Below are 14,359 nucleotides of genomic sequence, written 5' to 3'. Positions count from 1 at the left end.
TTCTAGTCCCCGAGATTGAGTCGGATGGCGACAGAGCGGGCATGGGCTTCGAGCCCTTCTGACTTCGCCAGCGCAATCGCTGCCGGTGCCAGCTGTCGCAGCTGATCCGGGCCGAGGCGCAGGATCGACGTGCGCTTGACATAATCCAGCACCGACAGGCCCGAGGAAAAGCGGGCCGAGCGCGCAGTGGGCAGAACGTGGTTCGAACCGCCGACATAATCGCCGATCACTTCGGGCGTATGGCGGCCGACGAAGATGGCGCCGGCATTGCGGATGCCCGAAATCAGGGGTTCGGGATCATCGACTGCGAGTTCGAGATGTTCTGCTGCAATGCGATTGGCGAGCGGGATGGAGTCGTCCAGCTTCGCCACCTTGATGATCGCGCCGAAATCGCGCCAGCTGGCCGAGGCCGTTTCGGCCCGGGGCAGCGATTTCAGCTGCCGCTCGACTGCGGCCTCGACAGCCTCGCCAAGCGCGCGGTCATCGGTGATCACGATGGACTGCGCGCCCGGATCGTGTTCGGCTTGGGCGAGAAGGTCGGCCGCCAGCCAGTCCGGGTCATTGTCCTTGTCGGCAATGATGAGGACCTCCGACGGACCGGCGATCATGTCGATACCGACGGTGCCGAAGACCTGACGCTTGGCAGCCGCGACATAGGCATTGCCCGGGCCGACAATCTTGCCGACAGGGGCGATCGTTTCCGTGCCATAGGCAAGGGCTGCGATCGCCTGGGCGCCGCCGATGCGGTAAATCTCGGTGACGCCGGCAATGCTGGCTGCCGCCAGCACCGTCGGATTGATGGCGCCGCCGGTTGCGGGCACGACCATGACGACACGCGGGACGCCTGCGACCTTTGCCGGCAGCGCATTCATCAGCACCGAGCTCGGATAGCTCGCCGTGCCGCCCGGCACGTAAAGGCCGACGGCATCGATCGCTGTCCAGCGCGAGCCGAGGCCGACGCCAATTGAATCCTCGTAGAGATCGTCCTTTGGCATCTGTCGGGCGTGGTGGCGCTCGATACGCTCGGCTGCAAGCTTCAAGGCGTCTATCAGTTCGGGCGCGGTGGCGGCCAGGGCCTCCGCAATCTCGTCCGCGGTCACCTGCATCGGGACCGTTCCGAAATCCACGCCGTCGAACCGCTTCGAGTATTCGGCCAGCGCCGCGTCTCCGCGCACGCGCACGTCGGCGATGATCTTGCGCACGGCGTCATTGACGTCGTCGGAGACTTCGCGCTTGGTCGTCAGGAAGGCCGCAAAGCGCGCCTCGAAATCCCCCGATGCCTGATCCAGCCAGATTGCCACGCCCCGTAATTCCCTCTCAGCATTTCCATTTCGACGACGCCGTGACGTCCACGCGTCGCAAGCCTCTTCAGCCCGCCTCGTGCTCCGGACGCGCCGTCGTTTCCCACGCGCCACCGGTATCTGCGAGCTGGGCCTCGATGCATTCCACTTCAAGCGCGATCGTGCCGCCCCCGGCAAGCAGGAGTTCAACCACGCCATCAGGCCCCTCGCCCTTCGGCGCATATCGGATCGCGAGGAGGCTCATGACCTCGTCGGACTTGCTCCGATCAAAGCCGATCGAGCGCACGGCCTCGACACGCTTGAAACTGAGACCCGCGCGGCGACGCTCGAAGCTCTTCGTGGCACGCGCCGCCTTTTCCCAGACAAAGCGATTGGCCGCGAGCGAGAACAGGCCCGAGCGGGCCGAGAAGTTCAGGTCGCCGACCTTGAACACGGCGTCCTGCATATGGGCCGAGATGATCGCTAGATCATCGGCATCGAGCGCCAGGAGCTTCAAGTCCGTCATGTCACCTCACAGTATCGCCCTTCGGCGGTGCCCGTCGAATTTCATGCTTTCGACATAGGTTGCGGCTTGTCCAGTGGCAACGGGGCAAAAAGACTTTTCACCCCGTATCGCTACGAAAGAGAGGTCGCGTGAAGCCGGTCAGTCGCTGATCCGCTCGACGATGGCGCCGCAGCGGGTGAGCTTTTCTTCCAGGCGCTCGAAGCCGCGGTCGAGATGGTAGACACGGCTGACCATAGTCTCGCCTTCGGCAGCCAGACCACCGATGACGAGAGAAACCGAGGCGCGCAGATCGGTCGCCATGACCGGAGCGCCGCGCAGCCGGGTCACGCCTTCGATTCGGGCCGTCTGACCCGAGAGCGTGATCTTGGCGCCGAGGCGGGCCAGCTCCTGCACATGCATGAAGCGGTTCTCGAAGATCGTTTCGGTGACATGCGAGATGCCGTTTGCACGGGTCATGAGCCCCATGAACTGGGCCTGGAGGTCTGTGGGGAAACCGGGGAAGGGTTCCGTGACGATATCGACCGGGCGAATTGCATCGCCATGACCAATGACGCGGATGCCGCCTTCAACGGCCGACACTTCGGCACCGGCGCGACGGATTGCCTCGATCGCGGTATCGAGGAGCGAGATGTCGGTGCCCGACAACGTCACGTCACCGCCGGTCATGGCAACCGCCATGGCATAGGTGCCGGTCTCGATGCGATCGGGCAGGACCCGATGACGCGCGCCGGAGAGGCTCGTCACACCTTCGATGGTGATGGTGGACGTGCCGGCGCCTGAAATCTTCGCGCCCATCGCGTTCAAGCAATTGGCCAGATCGACGACCTCGGGCTCGCGCGCGGCATTGCCGATCACGGTCGTGCCACGGGCAAGTGAGGCCGCCATCAGCATGACATGGGTCGCGCCGACCGAAACCTTGGGGAAGGTATAGCGGGCGCCGATCAGGCCACCCTTCGGCGCCTTGGCATTGATGTAGCCGCCGTCGATTTCCATTTCGGCGCCGAGCGCGGTCAGGCCTTCGATGAAGAGATCGACCGGGCGCGTGCCGATGGCGCAACCGCCCGGCAGCGAGACGCGAGCCTGGCCTTCGCGGGCAAGCAACGGACCGATGACCCAGAAGCTGGCGCGCATCTTGGAGACCAGTTCGTAAGGTGCCGTGGTGTCAGCCACGGTGCGGCAGGTGAAATGCACGGTGCGCGAATAGGAACCGTCCTGGTGTTCGCGGCGACCATTCACGGCGATATCGACGCCGTGATTGCCGAGTATCCGGATCAGGCCTTCGACATCGGCGAGATGCGGCACGTTTTCCAGCGTCAGCGTGTCGGACGTCAAAAGCGAGGCGATCATCAGGGGCAGCGCTGCGTTCTTGGCGCCCGAGATCGGGATGATCCCGTTCAACGCATTGCCACCAACAATCCTGATGCGATCCATAAGAGCCTGCGATACGGGCGAGAGGTGCCCGCCTTTCCTTGAGAACGTGTGAGAGGTAGCCAATCCGGCGAGGCTGGCTCTTTAGACGAAAACCATGAGCGGTTCAATTAAAGCTGCAACGCTCGGTTAATCACCGGGTTTGGACGAATTTGCGGCAGGCGTGGAATTGTCGGGCAACCCTTCACCGCCCTGACCTTCCGCAATCACATTCACCGACGCCGGACGCGCGGCCGGAAGCCCCACCCCGTCCTCGGCTTCGCCGGCGCGTCGCGCTCGCGATTGCTGCTTGCGACGGGCAAGATTCTCACGCAGCTTCGCCGCCGCCCGCTCGCGCCGCCGTGTTTCAGCATCGGAGCGCGCAGGTTTTCCCCGATCAGCGAGCGGCGCGCCCTCGATCGGGCCATCATCCGATTCACCCTTGTTTTCCGGCTCATTCGTCATGAGCGGGTGATAAACGATCGGAGCAAAATCGCAAAGTCCCTTCCAACCCTGTCACAAAACTTGGCACCCCGAGCGCTTTACGGCTTGCGCTGCCCGAAACTCTATGGCAATAGGCGCCTCGTTCCGGGCCGACCAAACGCGTCGCCCGCCAGATGCTGCTATAGCTCAGGGGTAGAGCACTCCCTTGGTAAGGGAGAGGCCGAGAGTTCAAATCTCTCTAGCAGCACCATTCCATCCCGCTTATCTCCAGTCGACTTATTTGTACGGCTGTCGCCCTTAGCCTCGGACCGACCGGATCGTCTGTGCAGTACGGTCAGTCGAGTCCCGCCTGTTTCTCGACCATACGGGCAACCGCCCGCCTCTCGGCCCTGGTCCGGATCTGCCGGGAAGTCATTCGGGCAGGCAGAAGGACGATTTCATCGGCTTCGTTGCGGTCCAGGTTGAACGTTCTTTCGGCGGCCGCAAGCCGGTCGTGCCAGGTGTAGCTTCCGACCACCAGGATGGTGAGAGAGCTGGCTGCGGCGAGTTTGTGCCGGGCATCGTCTTTTCCGAGCAGCGCCGAGAGCAGTTCATCGAAGGAGCCGAGGTCGAGAAAGTCGCCGCTGCGCAACGGCCCCTGGACGAGTTCGCTGCGCCTGTCCGACGGAGCAAAGCCCGTGCGATCAAGCTCGCTCAAGGAATAGGTTTCCTCTCCGTCCGGGAAGGACAATCGCGAAAGAACCGCCTGAACGAAGATAATCTCGGGGCTCATATTCGTCAGGATGCAACGGGCGGCCGCCGTATGGCCGCCTCCCCTGGTGATCAGGATCTTTGGCCTGATCTGGTGCCTGTAGCTCGAATAAAAGAGCTGCAGATAAAGAACCCACACACCCAGCATGGCCAGGCTCGAAAGAGCCGATAAAACGCCGTGATTTTCTTCCAGCCAGGTCCACATGATCCGCTCCCTATCTGGGGCGAACGTTGCCGGAGAGCGAAAGTTTCGCATGAATCATGAAGATGTCTCCATGATGCGCAGTTGCAGTTGCAGGGCCTCCGCCGTTCCCCGCACCACCTCCGCCACTTCGATCAACTGTTTTGCGATCGGGCTCGTCTTGCGCCAGATCATGCCGATCCTGCGCGACGGTTGCGGGTGCTCGAAGCGGGCGATGGAGACATCGGCGGAACGCGTCTCCACCTTCATGGCAATCTCGGGGATCAGCGTGACACCGATGCCGGCGCCAACCATCTGGACAAGGGTCGAAAGCGAGCTGCCGTCCAGGATTTCGCGCGGACGCACGGCACCCATATCGCAGAAGGAAAGCGCCTGATCGCGGAAGCAATGCCCCTCTTCAAGCAAGAGGAGACGCATCTCGCGCAGCATCTCGCCGCTGGGAACAGGCTTGTCGGCATCGTCCTTTGGGCGGACAAGGACGAAATTCTCCTCGAACAGCGGCATTTCGGTCATCGCCGGCTCCGAAACCGGCAATGCCACGATCGCCGTATCGAGCCGCCCCTCCGACAACTCCTGCAAAAGCTTCGGGGTCACGCTTTCCCGGACATGGATGTCGAGATCGGTATTCTTGCGGGTGAGAGCCGAGATCATACCGGGCAGCAGATAGGGAGCAACGGTCGGAATGACGCCGATCCTGAGGCGTCCGACGAGATGCTTGCGGTGGGCGCGGGCAAGATCGCCCAGTTCATCAACTGACCGCAGAATATCGCGCACCCGCAGGAGAAACTCCTCACCGAATGCCGAGAGCCGCAGCTGGCGGGCGGCGCGCTCGAACAGTTCGGCGCCCAGCGCTTCCTCGAGTTCCTTGATCTGCACCGACAAGGCTGGCTGGGAGATCGAGCAGGCTTCCGCCGCCCGGCCGAAATGGCCGTGACGCGCCAAGGCATCGAAATATCGCAGCTGCCGAAGTGTAAAATTGATCATAACCTAATCCTATGGAACTGATCACAATTTCCAACTTACATTAATCGATGTGCTTTGCTAGAACAATTCCAGATGATGTCGGCGGCCGCCTTAAGGGAGGCGGTTCAACTGCTTTCGTTTCTCGAGAGGACAGGCAGGCGACGGATCAGGCAGGACGGTGCAATGTCCTGCCGCCAGTTCATCGGCTTGTGATGTGGACGTGCTCTTGCAGAGCCTCTCAGCAATTCGATTCTGGATAAGCGGGTTCTTCAAGGAGGTACATCATGGATACCCTGAGCAACAATGGCGCCGGCAAATGTCCGGTGATGCATGGCTCCAATACGGAAAGCGGCGCAACCGTCATGGCCTGGTGGCCGAATGCGCTGAACCTCGACATTTTGCATCAGCACGATGCGAAGACCGACCCGATGGGCAAGGGCTTCGACTACCGTGAGGCCGTCAAGCAGCTCGACGTCGCAGCGCTCAAGGCCGACATGAAGGCCCTGTTGCGCGACAGTCAGGAATGGTGGCCAGCCGACTGGGGGCATTATGGTGGCCTGATGATCCGCCTTGCCTGGCACTCCGCCGGCTCGTATCGCCTGGCCGATGGCCGCGGCGGCGGCGGCACCGGCAATATCCGCTTCGCGCCGCTCAATTCCTGGCCTGACAATGCCAGCCTCGACAAGGCCCGTCGCCTTCTCTGGCCGCTGAAGAAGAAATACGGCAACAAGATTTCCTGGGCCGACCTCATCCTCTTCTCCGGCACCGTCGCCTATGAGGACATGGGCTTGAAGACCTTCGGCTTCGCCTTCGGCCGCCCCGACATCTGGGGTCCGGAAAAGGACGTCTACTGGGGTGCTGAAAAGCAGTGGCTTGCCCCCTCCGACAGCCGCTACGACGATGTGACCAAGCCTGACACGATGGAAAACCCGCTCGCCGCTGTGCAAATGGGTCTCATCTACGTCAACCCGGAAGGCGTGAACGGCAAGCCTGATCCGCTCGCAACGGCTGCCCAGGTGCGCGAAACCTTCGCCCGCATGGCGATGAACGACGAGGAAACCGCGGCCCTCACCGCCGGTGGCCACACCGTCGGCAAGGCACATGGCAATGGCGATGCGCAGGCACTCGGCGTCGAGCCGGAAGCCGGCGAACTCGACAACCAGGGCCTTGGCTGGCTGAACCCGAACCAGAACGGCAAGGCGACCCTGGCCGTCACCTCTGGCATCGAGGGTGCGTGGACCGCCAATCCGACCGTTTTCGACATGGGCTATTTCGAGCTGCTTTTTGGCTATGACTGGGAACTCACCAAGAGCCCGGCCGGTGCCCATCAGTGGCAGCCGATCGGCATTACGGAAGAACACATGCCGGTCGATGCGACCGACCCGTCGATCCGCCGCATGCCGATGATGACCGATGCCGACATGGCGATGAAGGTCGATCCGGCTTACCGCGCGATCTGCGAGAAGTTCATGGCGGATCCGGCCTATTTCCAGGACACGTTTGCTCGCGCCTGGTTCAAGCTGACCCACCGCGATCTCGGCCCACGCGTCCGCTACATTGGCCCGGAAGCCCCGACCGAAGACCTGATCTGGCAGGATCCGATACCGGCCGGCCCCGTCAACTACGATGTCGGTGCCGCCAAGGCGAAGATCGCCGCGTCCGGTCTTTCGATCGCCGAGCTCGTCGCCACCGCCTGGGACAGCGCTCGCACCTATCGCCAGTCCGACATGCGCGGCGGTGCAAACGGTGCCCGCATTCGTCTGGCCCCGCAGCGTGACTGGGAAGGCAACGAGCCGGCCCGTCTCGGCAAGGTCTTGTCCGTGCTCGAACTGATTGCCGAAGACTTCGGTGCCAGCGTCGCCGACATCATCGTGCTGGCCGGCAATGTCGGCATCGAGAAGGCCGCCAAGGCTGCCGGTTACGACGTGACCGTTCCCTTTGCTGCAGGCCGTGGCGACGCCACCGCCGAGCAGACGGATGCCGCAAGCTTCGCTGCGCTCGAGCCTCTGGCAGACGGCTTCCGCAACTGGACCAAGAAGGACTACGTCGTCAGCCCCGAAGAGATGCTGCTCGACCGTGCACAGCTCATGGGTCTGACCGGCTCTGAGATGACTGTCCTGCTCGGCGGACTGCGCGTGCTCGGCACCAATTACGGCGGCACCAAGCATGGCGTGTTCACCACCCGCGAAGGCCAGCTGACGAACGACTTCTTCGTCAACCTGACCGACATGGGCTTCACCTGGAAGCCGACGGGGAAGAACTCCTACGACATCTGCGACCGCAAGACCGGTGAAAAGAAGTTCACCGCAACCCGCGCAGACCTCGTCTTCGGTTCCAACTCGGTCCTGCGTGCCTATGCTGAAGTCTATGCACAGGACGACAACCAGGAGAAATTCCTGAAGGACTTCGTCGCCGCCTGGGTGAAGGTGATGAACGCCGACCGCTTCGACCTCGAAGCCTGAACCTTGCGACGCTAGAACTCGTGCGCGAGCCTTAACGACCGCCAGAGCAAGCCGGAGATGCCGCCGCATCTCCGGCTTTTTCGTGGTCTGGACCTGGACCAGTCAGCGCAGGAATGCGCGGAAACGCTTGAGCGAGAGAACGAAGAAAACGGCAGAGATCGCGACCAGCGCCAGGATCTGTGGCCAGACGACACCAATGCCCGCGTCGCGAAACAAGACCGCCTGAGCCATGATGACGAAATGGGTGTTGGGCGCCGCCGACATGATCCACTGGATCACCTCCGGCATGCTTTCACGCGGGGTCATACCGCCGGACAGGATCTGCAGCGGCAATAGAACCAGCATCAGCAAGAGCCCGAACTGCGGCATCGAACCGGCCACTGTCGCCAGGAAAATCCCCATGGAGGTGGCGGCGACCAGTTGCAGGATCGCTCCGACCAGAAAGAGGGACATCGATCCCCGCAGCGGGACATCGAGAGCGGCTTCCACGACGACAAAGAGGGAAAAGACGGTCGCCAGGAGCACGACGAGACCCATCGACCAGATCTTGCTTAGCATGATCTCGGCGGGTGTTACCGGCATGACGAGAAGATGTTCGATCGTGCCATGTTCCCGTTCGCGGATGAGGGCCGCCCCCGTCAGGATGATCGAGAGCATGGTCACCGCCGAGATGACCTCATTGATCGCGCCGAACCAGCCCTTGTCGAGCTCAGGGTTGAAACGCGCCCTCAGAGACAAAGACACTGTCGCCCGATCCTCGGCCTCTCCCCGGTTGAGGAAATCCGTCACCTCCCCGGTGACGATTTCCTGGATGTAGCGACCGCCGGAAAAAGCCTGGGTCATCTGCGTGGCATCGATGTTGAGCTGGATCTGCGGACTTCGTCCGGCCAGAAGATCGCGCTGGAATTCCGGTGGAATGTCGAGCACGAAGGTGTCGAGGCCGGCGTTCATGCGCCGGTCTATCTCGGTGGAGGCGATCATCTTCGGTGGCAGGAAATAGGGCGGATAGAGCGCGCTTTCGATCCGCGCCGACACTTGCGAGCGATCCTCATCGACGATGGCGACCGCCGCCTTGTTCAGCGTTTCGGGTTCGGCCGTTGCGGCCGTGTAAATGTTCAGCGTGAAGGCATAGACGATCAAAAGCATCAGGGCCGGATCGCGTACGAGACCGCGAAGTTCCTTGATGCCGAGTTCGAAGATGTTTGCCAGACGCATGGTTCACGCCGCCTGCTTCTTGAGGAGAAGGGTGCCGGCGACAAGCAGCAGGGGTCCAACGATCGCCAGCGCCAGGAGTTGCGGGCCGAGATCGACGAAGGTCAGCCCTTTTGAGAAGACGCCGCGGGAAATGGTGACGAAGTGGCTCGCCGGATAGATCTGGCCGATCAGAGCGCCCGCCCCCTGCAATGCCGAGACTGGCGAAAGCATGCCGGAAAACTGGACCGCCGGAATGATGGTCAGCAACGTGGTTCCGAAGATCGCCGAGATCTGGCTTTTCATGAAGCTCGAGAGCAGGAGACCAAGCGCCGTGGCGGCGAAGACATAGAGAAAGGCGCCCAGTGCCAGAACGGCGAAGCTGCCCGTCAGCGGCACCTGGAAGCCGAAGACGGCAAAGGCGGTCAGCATCAAAAAGTTCAGGAAGGCAATGCCGATATAGGGCAGCTGCTTGCCGAGCAGAAATTCCAGCCGCGTGACGGGCGTGACATAGAAGTTGATGATCGAGCCGAGTTCCTTTTCCCGCACCACGCTCAGCACCGAAAGCATGGCCGGGATCAGCATCAGGAGAAGCGGAATGACGGCCGGCACCATGGATACCAAGCTCTCCAGGCCCGGATTGTACCGATAGCGGATTTCGATCTCGAAAGCCGTCGCCATTGCTTCGTCGCCGTAGAGTTCGCGGGCCTTTCGGGCCAGCCAGGTCGCGTGCATGCCCTGGACATAACCAGACACGGTCTCGGCACGCGACGGCATTGCGCCGTCGATCCAGGCGCCGACCTCCACGCTGCGGTTGCCACGCGCGAGGTCTCGGCCAAAGCCAGGCGGAATTTCGATGGCGAGACTGATGTCGCCGGAGCGCATGCGCCGATCGAGTTCTTCGTAGCTGGCAATCGGCGGCCGCTCGATGAAATAACGCGAGCCGGCAATCTCGGCGACATATTCGCGGCTCAGCACTGTGTCGTCGCGGTCGAGTGCTGCAAAGGTGAGGTTCTCGACGTCAAGGTTGATGCCATAGCCGATGACAAACATGAGGATGAGGCTACCGACCATGGCCAGGGTCGCACGGATCGGGTCGCGGACGAGCTCGAGCGCCTCTCGACGGCTGAAGGCCAGCAGGCGGCGCCGATCGAGGAGAGGCCTGCGTCGTCTTGCGGCTTGCGGCTCGTCTATTGAGGACCCCGGTTCGTCCTGTCCGACGGCGAAACTGGGCGTGGCTTCTTCACCGATCGCAGTCTCCAGATACTGGATGAAGGCCTGTTCCAGGTCCTGCGCCTTGCAACCTGAAACGATCGCTTCGGGTGCATCCGTCACGAGTACCCTGCCGGCATGCATCAGCGAAATGCGATCACAGAGTGCCGCTTCGTTCATGAAGTGTGTCGAGACAAAGATCGTCACACCGTCGCGCCGGGAGAGATCGGCGAGCAATTGCCAGAAGCCGTCACGCGCCACCGGGTCCACGCCCGAAGTCGGTTCGTCGAGGATCAGGATATCAGGCCGATGGATCAGTGCGACGGCCAGGGAAAGACGCTGGCGCATGCCAAGCGGCAGGGCGTCCGGCCACTCATCCAGCACCCGCGCAAGGCCGAAGCGCGCGGCAAGATCTGCAATACGTGGCTCGATCTCGGCTGCCGCCATGCCGAACAACCGGCCATGCAGTTCCAGATTCTGACGCAGCGTCAGCTCGCCATAGAGCGAGAAGGCCTGGCTCATGTAGCCGACACGACGGCGGATCGCGATGTCCTTGGGATCGACGAGATGGCCGAAGACCTCGGCTCTACCTTCGCTCGCGGCCAGCAGCCCCGTCAGCATCTTCATGGTCGTCGTCTTGCCGCAGCCGTTGGACCCCAGAAAGCCAAAAATCTCGCCGCGCGGGATCTGAAAGCTGACGTTATCAACGGCCGTGAAGTCGCCAAAGCGCATGGTCAGGTTGTCGGCCCGAATCGCAATCTCATCCTCCACGCCCACCTGTCGAGAGGGGATGTGCAGCGGTTCTGCGCGACCGCGCTTGTCTGCGGGCAATAGAGCGACAAAGGCAGCATCGAGTGTACCGGCTCCGGTCCGGGTAAGAAGTTCAGCCGGCGTTCCCGTCGCCAGGATGCGGCCTTCATCCATGGCGACCAGCCAATCGAAACGCTCGGCCTCCTCCATATAGGCTGTCGCCACGATGACGCTCATTCCAGGCCGCTGCGCGCGGATGCCGTCGATCAGCTCCCAGAATTGCCGGCGCGACAGCGGATCGACGCCAGTGGTCGGCTCGTCGAGGATGAGAAGATCCGGATCATGGATCAGGGCGCAGCAGAGGCCCAGCTTCTGCTTCATGCCGCCCGACAGTTTACCGGCCGGCCGATCGGCGAAGGCTGCAAGGCCCGTTGCATGCAGCAGGCCCGAGATCCGATGTTCCCGTTCACCACGAGCCTGGCCGAAGAGCCGGCCGAAAAAGTCGACATTCTCGAAGACCGAGAGCGTGGGGTAGAGGTTCTTGCCCAAGCCTTGCGGCATATAGGCAATACGCGGGCAGGATTTTTGGCGATGAGAGGCACGCGCCATGTCGCCACCCAGGACCTCGATCCGGCCCGCCTGAATGGCGCGGGCGCCGGAGACGAGCGAAAGCAGGCTCGACTTGCCGACACCGTCTGGTCCGATCAGACCGACCATAAGGCCGGCGGAGACGTCAAGCGAGATGTCCCGCAGGGCTTGCGTCTTGCCATAAGAGAGGCCGACGCCGTCGAGCCGTATGACCGGATCCCCCCTCAGCGTCTCCAAAACCCCGTCCATTTCACTGCACCAGGTTTGTGGTCAGGCTTTCGGGCCAGGGGGCTTCGGAATCGAGATTGACATAGGCAATGCCCGGCAGCCCCGTCTTGACCTGCTGGATATATTTCTTGAGCAGAGGTTCCGGGATCTGCGCCTTGACCCGGAACATCAGTTTCTCGCGTTCCTCGTCGGTCTCCACGGTCTTCGGGGTGAACTGTGCAACATCCGCGACGAAGCTGACCCGCGCCGGGATGGTATACGCGGCGGCGGCATCGAGCACGATGCGGGCTTCGCTGCCGAGGGCGATACGTCCGACCTCTGCTGTCGGCAGGAAGAAGGCCATGTAAACGTCGGAGAGATCGACGATGTTCAGCACCCGGCCGCCAGCACCCAGGACCTCGCCGAGCTGAGCGACGCGATATTGGACACGACCGTCCCTCGGCGCACGCAGCGTGCTGTCTGCAATATCTGCTTCTATTCGTTCAAGGGCAGCTGCCGCTGCGGCGACGGCTGCTTCAGCGTCGATCACCTGGGCGCGCGCGCCGCCGATCGCGGCCTCGGCGGCCGACACCTGAGCCTTTGCCGCTGCGAGCGCCGCGCGTGCACCTGCGGCTGCGGCCTTGTCGTCATCTGCGACCTGCTGGCTGGTCGTTCGGCTTTCAATCAGGCGTTCGGTCCGGGCAAGCTTGGTTTCGGCAGCACTGAGTTGCGCCTCGCGTTGCGCGACGGTCGCGATTGCCGCCTCTCGCTCTGCCAGTCGCTGGTCGACAACGCTGCCTGCCGTATCGACGGCGACCATTGCCCGGCGGTGTTCCGCCACCGCCTGCCGGCGGCCCGCATCGAGCTGATCGGTTTCCATGACGGCAAGCACCTGCCCTGCCGTGACGAAATCGCCTTCGCCGACGAGAATGTCCTTCACCCGACCGCCGGTCTTGGTGGAGATATCGATCTCGACCGCCTCGATGCGGCCGTTCCCGTGGGCAATATGCTCGGGTAGGCCATCGCCTTCATAGGTCTTCCAGCCGTAGTAAGCGCCACCGCCTATTACGACCACCAGCAGGGCGGCCAACCAGCCGCTCGGGCGCTTCGCCATCAGCCATCTCCATGATCCGTCTGACACGCCGGGCCCCAGTCCCGACGGCCTTTTCATAGTCATAGGCGGCAAGGCCGCAGGCCAACTTGATCCACGTCAATTGGAGATTGCTGCGGACAGCGCGATCTGCTCGCCAAAACGCCACCCCGGCAGGCCGGGGTGGCGTCTCTCTGGCGCAACGAACCATGTATTCAGAAGCCGCTGGCGAGCTTGCGGCGGAGATCCTTGATATCGGGCATGGCAATTTCCTCGAGGCGGCGCTCCCAGGACAGGGCCGTGTCCACGATGACACCGAGGTCATCATAGCGCGGCACCCAGCCGAGAACCTGTTTGGCCAGCGTCGAGTCGGCGACCACGAGCGATGCGTCACCCGGACGACGCGGAGCATAATCCACCTTGAAATCGACATTCGTGGCGCGGCGCACGGCCTCGACGATGTCGAGGACCGAATAGCCCTTGCCATAACCGCAATTGGCGACAAGGGGGCCGCCGCCTTTCCGCAGGTAGCGGAGCGCCTGCAGGTGAGCATCGACGAGATCGTTGATGTGGATGTAGTCCCGCACGCCTGTACCGTCAGGCGTATCGTAGTCCGTACCGTAGACCGACATATAGGATCTCTTGCCCAATGCCGCCTCGCAAGCGACCTTGAGGAGATGCGTGGCACCCGCCGCCGAATTCCCAGCGCGGCCCTTCACATCTGCACCGGCGACGTTGAAATAGCGTAGGGCAACATAGCAGAGACCATGGGCGCGCGCCGTGTCGCGCAACATCATCTCGCTCATCAGCTTCGACTGGCCATAGGGCGATTCCGGACGCAGAGGGGCGTCCTCACGCACGGGCAGCGGCTTGTCGGGCAATCCGTAGACTGCAGCCGTCGAGGAAAAGATGACTTTGTCGATGCCGGCTTTCACGGCCGCTGACAGAAGACGACGAGTATTTTCGGTGTTGTTCTCGTAATAGGTCAGCGGATCGGCGATCGATTCCGGCACCACGATCGAGCCGGCGAAATGGATGATCGCCTCGATCTCGTTTTCAGCGAAAATCTGTTTCAGGACCGTCGGCTTGGCAATGTCGCCCAGATAAAAGCGCGCACCCGGCGCTACGGCCCAGCGAAATCCGGTGGACAGTCGATCAACGACGACAACATCCTCGCCCGCGTCGAGCAGAGCCCAAACCATGTGGCTGCCGATGAAGCCTGCGCCCCCCGTCACCAAGATCGCCATGACAGTTCTTCCCGTTGTTCTTGTTATCGGGAGGAAAGCA

Annotated in this window: 11 protein-coding genes and 1 tRNA gene; 2 read left to right on the top strand and 10 right to left on the bottom strand. The window is 62.3% G+C overall.

The window, feature by feature from the left end:
• Window positions 1-2 precede the first annotated feature (2 nt).
• From hisD to QTL56_RS18055, 4 genes are all read right to left on the bottom strand, one after another.
• Complete coding sequence (hisD, locus tag QTL56_RS18070) at window positions 3-1,301, bottom strand: histidinol dehydrogenase (RefSeq protein WP_245134598.1); 1,299 nt, start codon at window positions 1,299-1,301, stop codon at window positions 3-5.
• 67 nt (window positions 1,302-1,368) lie between these two features.
• Complete coding sequence (locus QTL56_RS18065) at window positions 1,369-1,806, bottom strand: DUF2948 family protein (protein ID WP_229573250.1); 438 nt, start codon at window positions 1,804-1,806, stop codon at window positions 1,369-1,371.
• A gap of 138 nt (window positions 1,807-1,944) precedes the next feature.
• On the bottom strand, window positions 1,945-3,237 hold the full coding sequence (gene murA / locus QTL56_RS18060) for a UDP-N-acetylglucosamine 1-carboxyvinyltransferase (RefSeq protein ID WP_245134596.1): 1,293 nt from the start codon (window positions 3,235-3,237) through the stop codon (window positions 1,945-1,947).
• Between the two features lie 126 nt (window positions 3,238-3,363).
• Entirely contained in the window at window positions 3,364-3,678 is a 315-nt protein-coding gene (locus QTL56_RS18055; protein ID WP_245134595.1) for a hypothetical protein, read from the bottom strand.
• Between the two features lie 154 nt (window positions 3,679-3,832).
• On the opposite strand from QTL56_RS18055, the gene QTL56_RS18050 reads away from it, so the two are divergent.
• Window positions 3,833-3,907, top strand: a tRNA-Thr gene (locus QTL56_RS18050).
• Window positions 3,908-3,991: 84 nt separating this feature from the next.
• Here the strand turns inward: QTL56_RS18050 and QTL56_RS18045 are convergent.
• On the bottom strand, window positions 3,992-4,612 hold the full coding sequence (locus tag QTL56_RS18045; protein ID WP_245134593.1) for a hypothetical protein: 621 nt from the start codon (window positions 4,610-4,612) through the stop codon (window positions 3,992-3,994).
• A 54-nt stretch (window positions 4,613-4,666) separates the two neighbouring features.
• Window positions 4,667-5,593, bottom strand: coding sequence for a hydrogen peroxide-inducible genes activator (locus QTL56_RS18040; RefSeq protein WP_245134590.1), 927 nt, complete (start codon window positions 5,591-5,593; stop codon window positions 4,667-4,669).
• A 263-nt stretch (window positions 5,594-5,856) separates the two neighbouring features.
• Between QTL56_RS18040 and katG the strand changes: the two genes are divergently transcribed.
• The gene (katG, locus tag QTL56_RS18035; protein ID WP_245134588.1) at window positions 5,857-8,034 is read left to right on the top strand and encodes a catalase/peroxidase HPI; all 2,178 of its coding nucleotides are present in this window, start codon (window positions 5,857-5,859) and stop codon (window positions 8,032-8,034) included.
• A 102-nt stretch (window positions 8,035-8,136) separates the two neighbouring features.
• Here katG and QTL56_RS18030 read toward each other — a convergent pair whose 3' ends face one another.
• From QTL56_RS18030 to galE, 4 genes are all read right to left on the bottom strand, one after another.
• The gene (locus tag QTL56_RS18030) at window positions 8,137-9,249 is read right to left on the bottom strand and encodes an ABC transporter permease (RefSeq protein ID WP_245134586.1); all 1,113 of its coding nucleotides are present in this window, start codon (window positions 9,247-9,249) and stop codon (window positions 8,137-8,139) included.
• Between the two features lie 3 nt (window positions 9,250-9,252).
• Window positions 9,253-12,024: a ribosome-associated ATPase/putative transporter RbbA gene (gene rbbA, locus QTL56_RS18025; RefSeq protein ID WP_245134584.1), complete on the bottom strand. Its 2,772-nt coding sequence runs from the start codon at window positions 12,022-12,024 to the stop codon at window positions 9,253-9,255.
• Between the two features lies 1 nt (window position 12,025).
• A complete protein-coding gene (locus QTL56_RS18020) occupies window positions 12,026-13,096 on the bottom strand; it encodes an HlyD family secretion protein (RefSeq protein WP_245134582.1) in 1,071 nt (356 codons plus the stop codon).
• 191 nt (window positions 13,097-13,287) lie between these two features.
• Window positions 13,288-14,319 carry a UDP-glucose 4-epimerase GalE gene (gene galE / locus QTL56_RS18015; protein WP_229573261.1) on the bottom strand — a complete coding sequence of 344 codons (1,032 nt, stop codon included), beginning with the start codon at window positions 14,317-14,319 and terminating at the stop codon, window positions 13,288-13,290.
• Window positions 14,320-14,359 lie beyond the last annotated feature (40 nt).

This window comes from Peteryoungia algae (assembly GCF_030369675.1).
Lineage (GTDB): Bacteria > Pseudomonadota > Alphaproteobacteria > Rhizobiales > Rhizobiaceae > Allorhizobium > Allorhizobium algae.
The sequence above is the reverse complement of the archived record's forward strand: the minus strand, read 5'-3'. Positions and strand labels throughout refer to the sequence as shown.

What these genes read in the sequence shown, in the direction of transcription:
- QTL56_RS18065 (WP_229573250.1), bottom strand. Translation starts at nt 1,806, where the DNA reads ATGACGGACTTGAAGCTCCTGGCGCTCGATGCCGATGATCTAGCGATC.
- murA (WP_245134596.1), bottom strand. Translation starts at nt 3,237, where the DNA reads ATGGATCGCATCAGGATTGTTGGTGGCAATGCGTTGAACGGGATCATC.
- QTL56_RS18055 (WP_245134595.1), bottom strand. Translation starts at nt 3,678, where the DNA reads ATGACGAATGAGCCGGAAAACAAGGGTGAATCGGATGATGGCCCGATC.
- QTL56_RS18045 (WP_245134593.1), bottom strand. Translation starts at nt 4,612, where the DNA reads ATGTGGACCTGGCTGGAAGAAAATCACGGCGTTTTATCGGCTCTTTCG.
- QTL56_RS18040 (WP_245134590.1), bottom strand. Translation starts at nt 5,593, where the DNA reads ATGATCAATTTTACACTTCGGCAGCTGCGATATTTCGATGCCTTGGCG.
- katG (WP_245134588.1), top strand. Translation starts at nt 5,857, where the DNA reads ATGGATACCCTGAGCAACAATGGCGCCGGCAAATGTCCGGTGATGCAT.
- QTL56_RS18030 (WP_245134586.1), bottom strand. Translation starts at nt 9,249, where the DNA reads ATGCGTCTGGCAAACATCTTCGAACTCGGCATCAAGGAACTTCGCGGT.
- rbbA (WP_245134584.1), bottom strand. Translation starts at nt 12,024, where the DNA reads ATGGACGGGGTTTTGGAGACGCTGAGGGGGGATCCGGTCATACGGCTC.
- QTL56_RS18020 (WP_245134582.1), bottom strand. Translation starts at nt 13,096, where the DNA reads ATGGCGAAGCGCCCGAGCGGCTGGTTGGCCGCCCTGCTGGTGGTCGTA.
- galE (WP_229573261.1), bottom strand. Translation starts at nt 14,319, where the DNA reads ATGGCGATCTTGGTGACGGGGGGCGCAGGCTTCATCGGCAGCCACATG.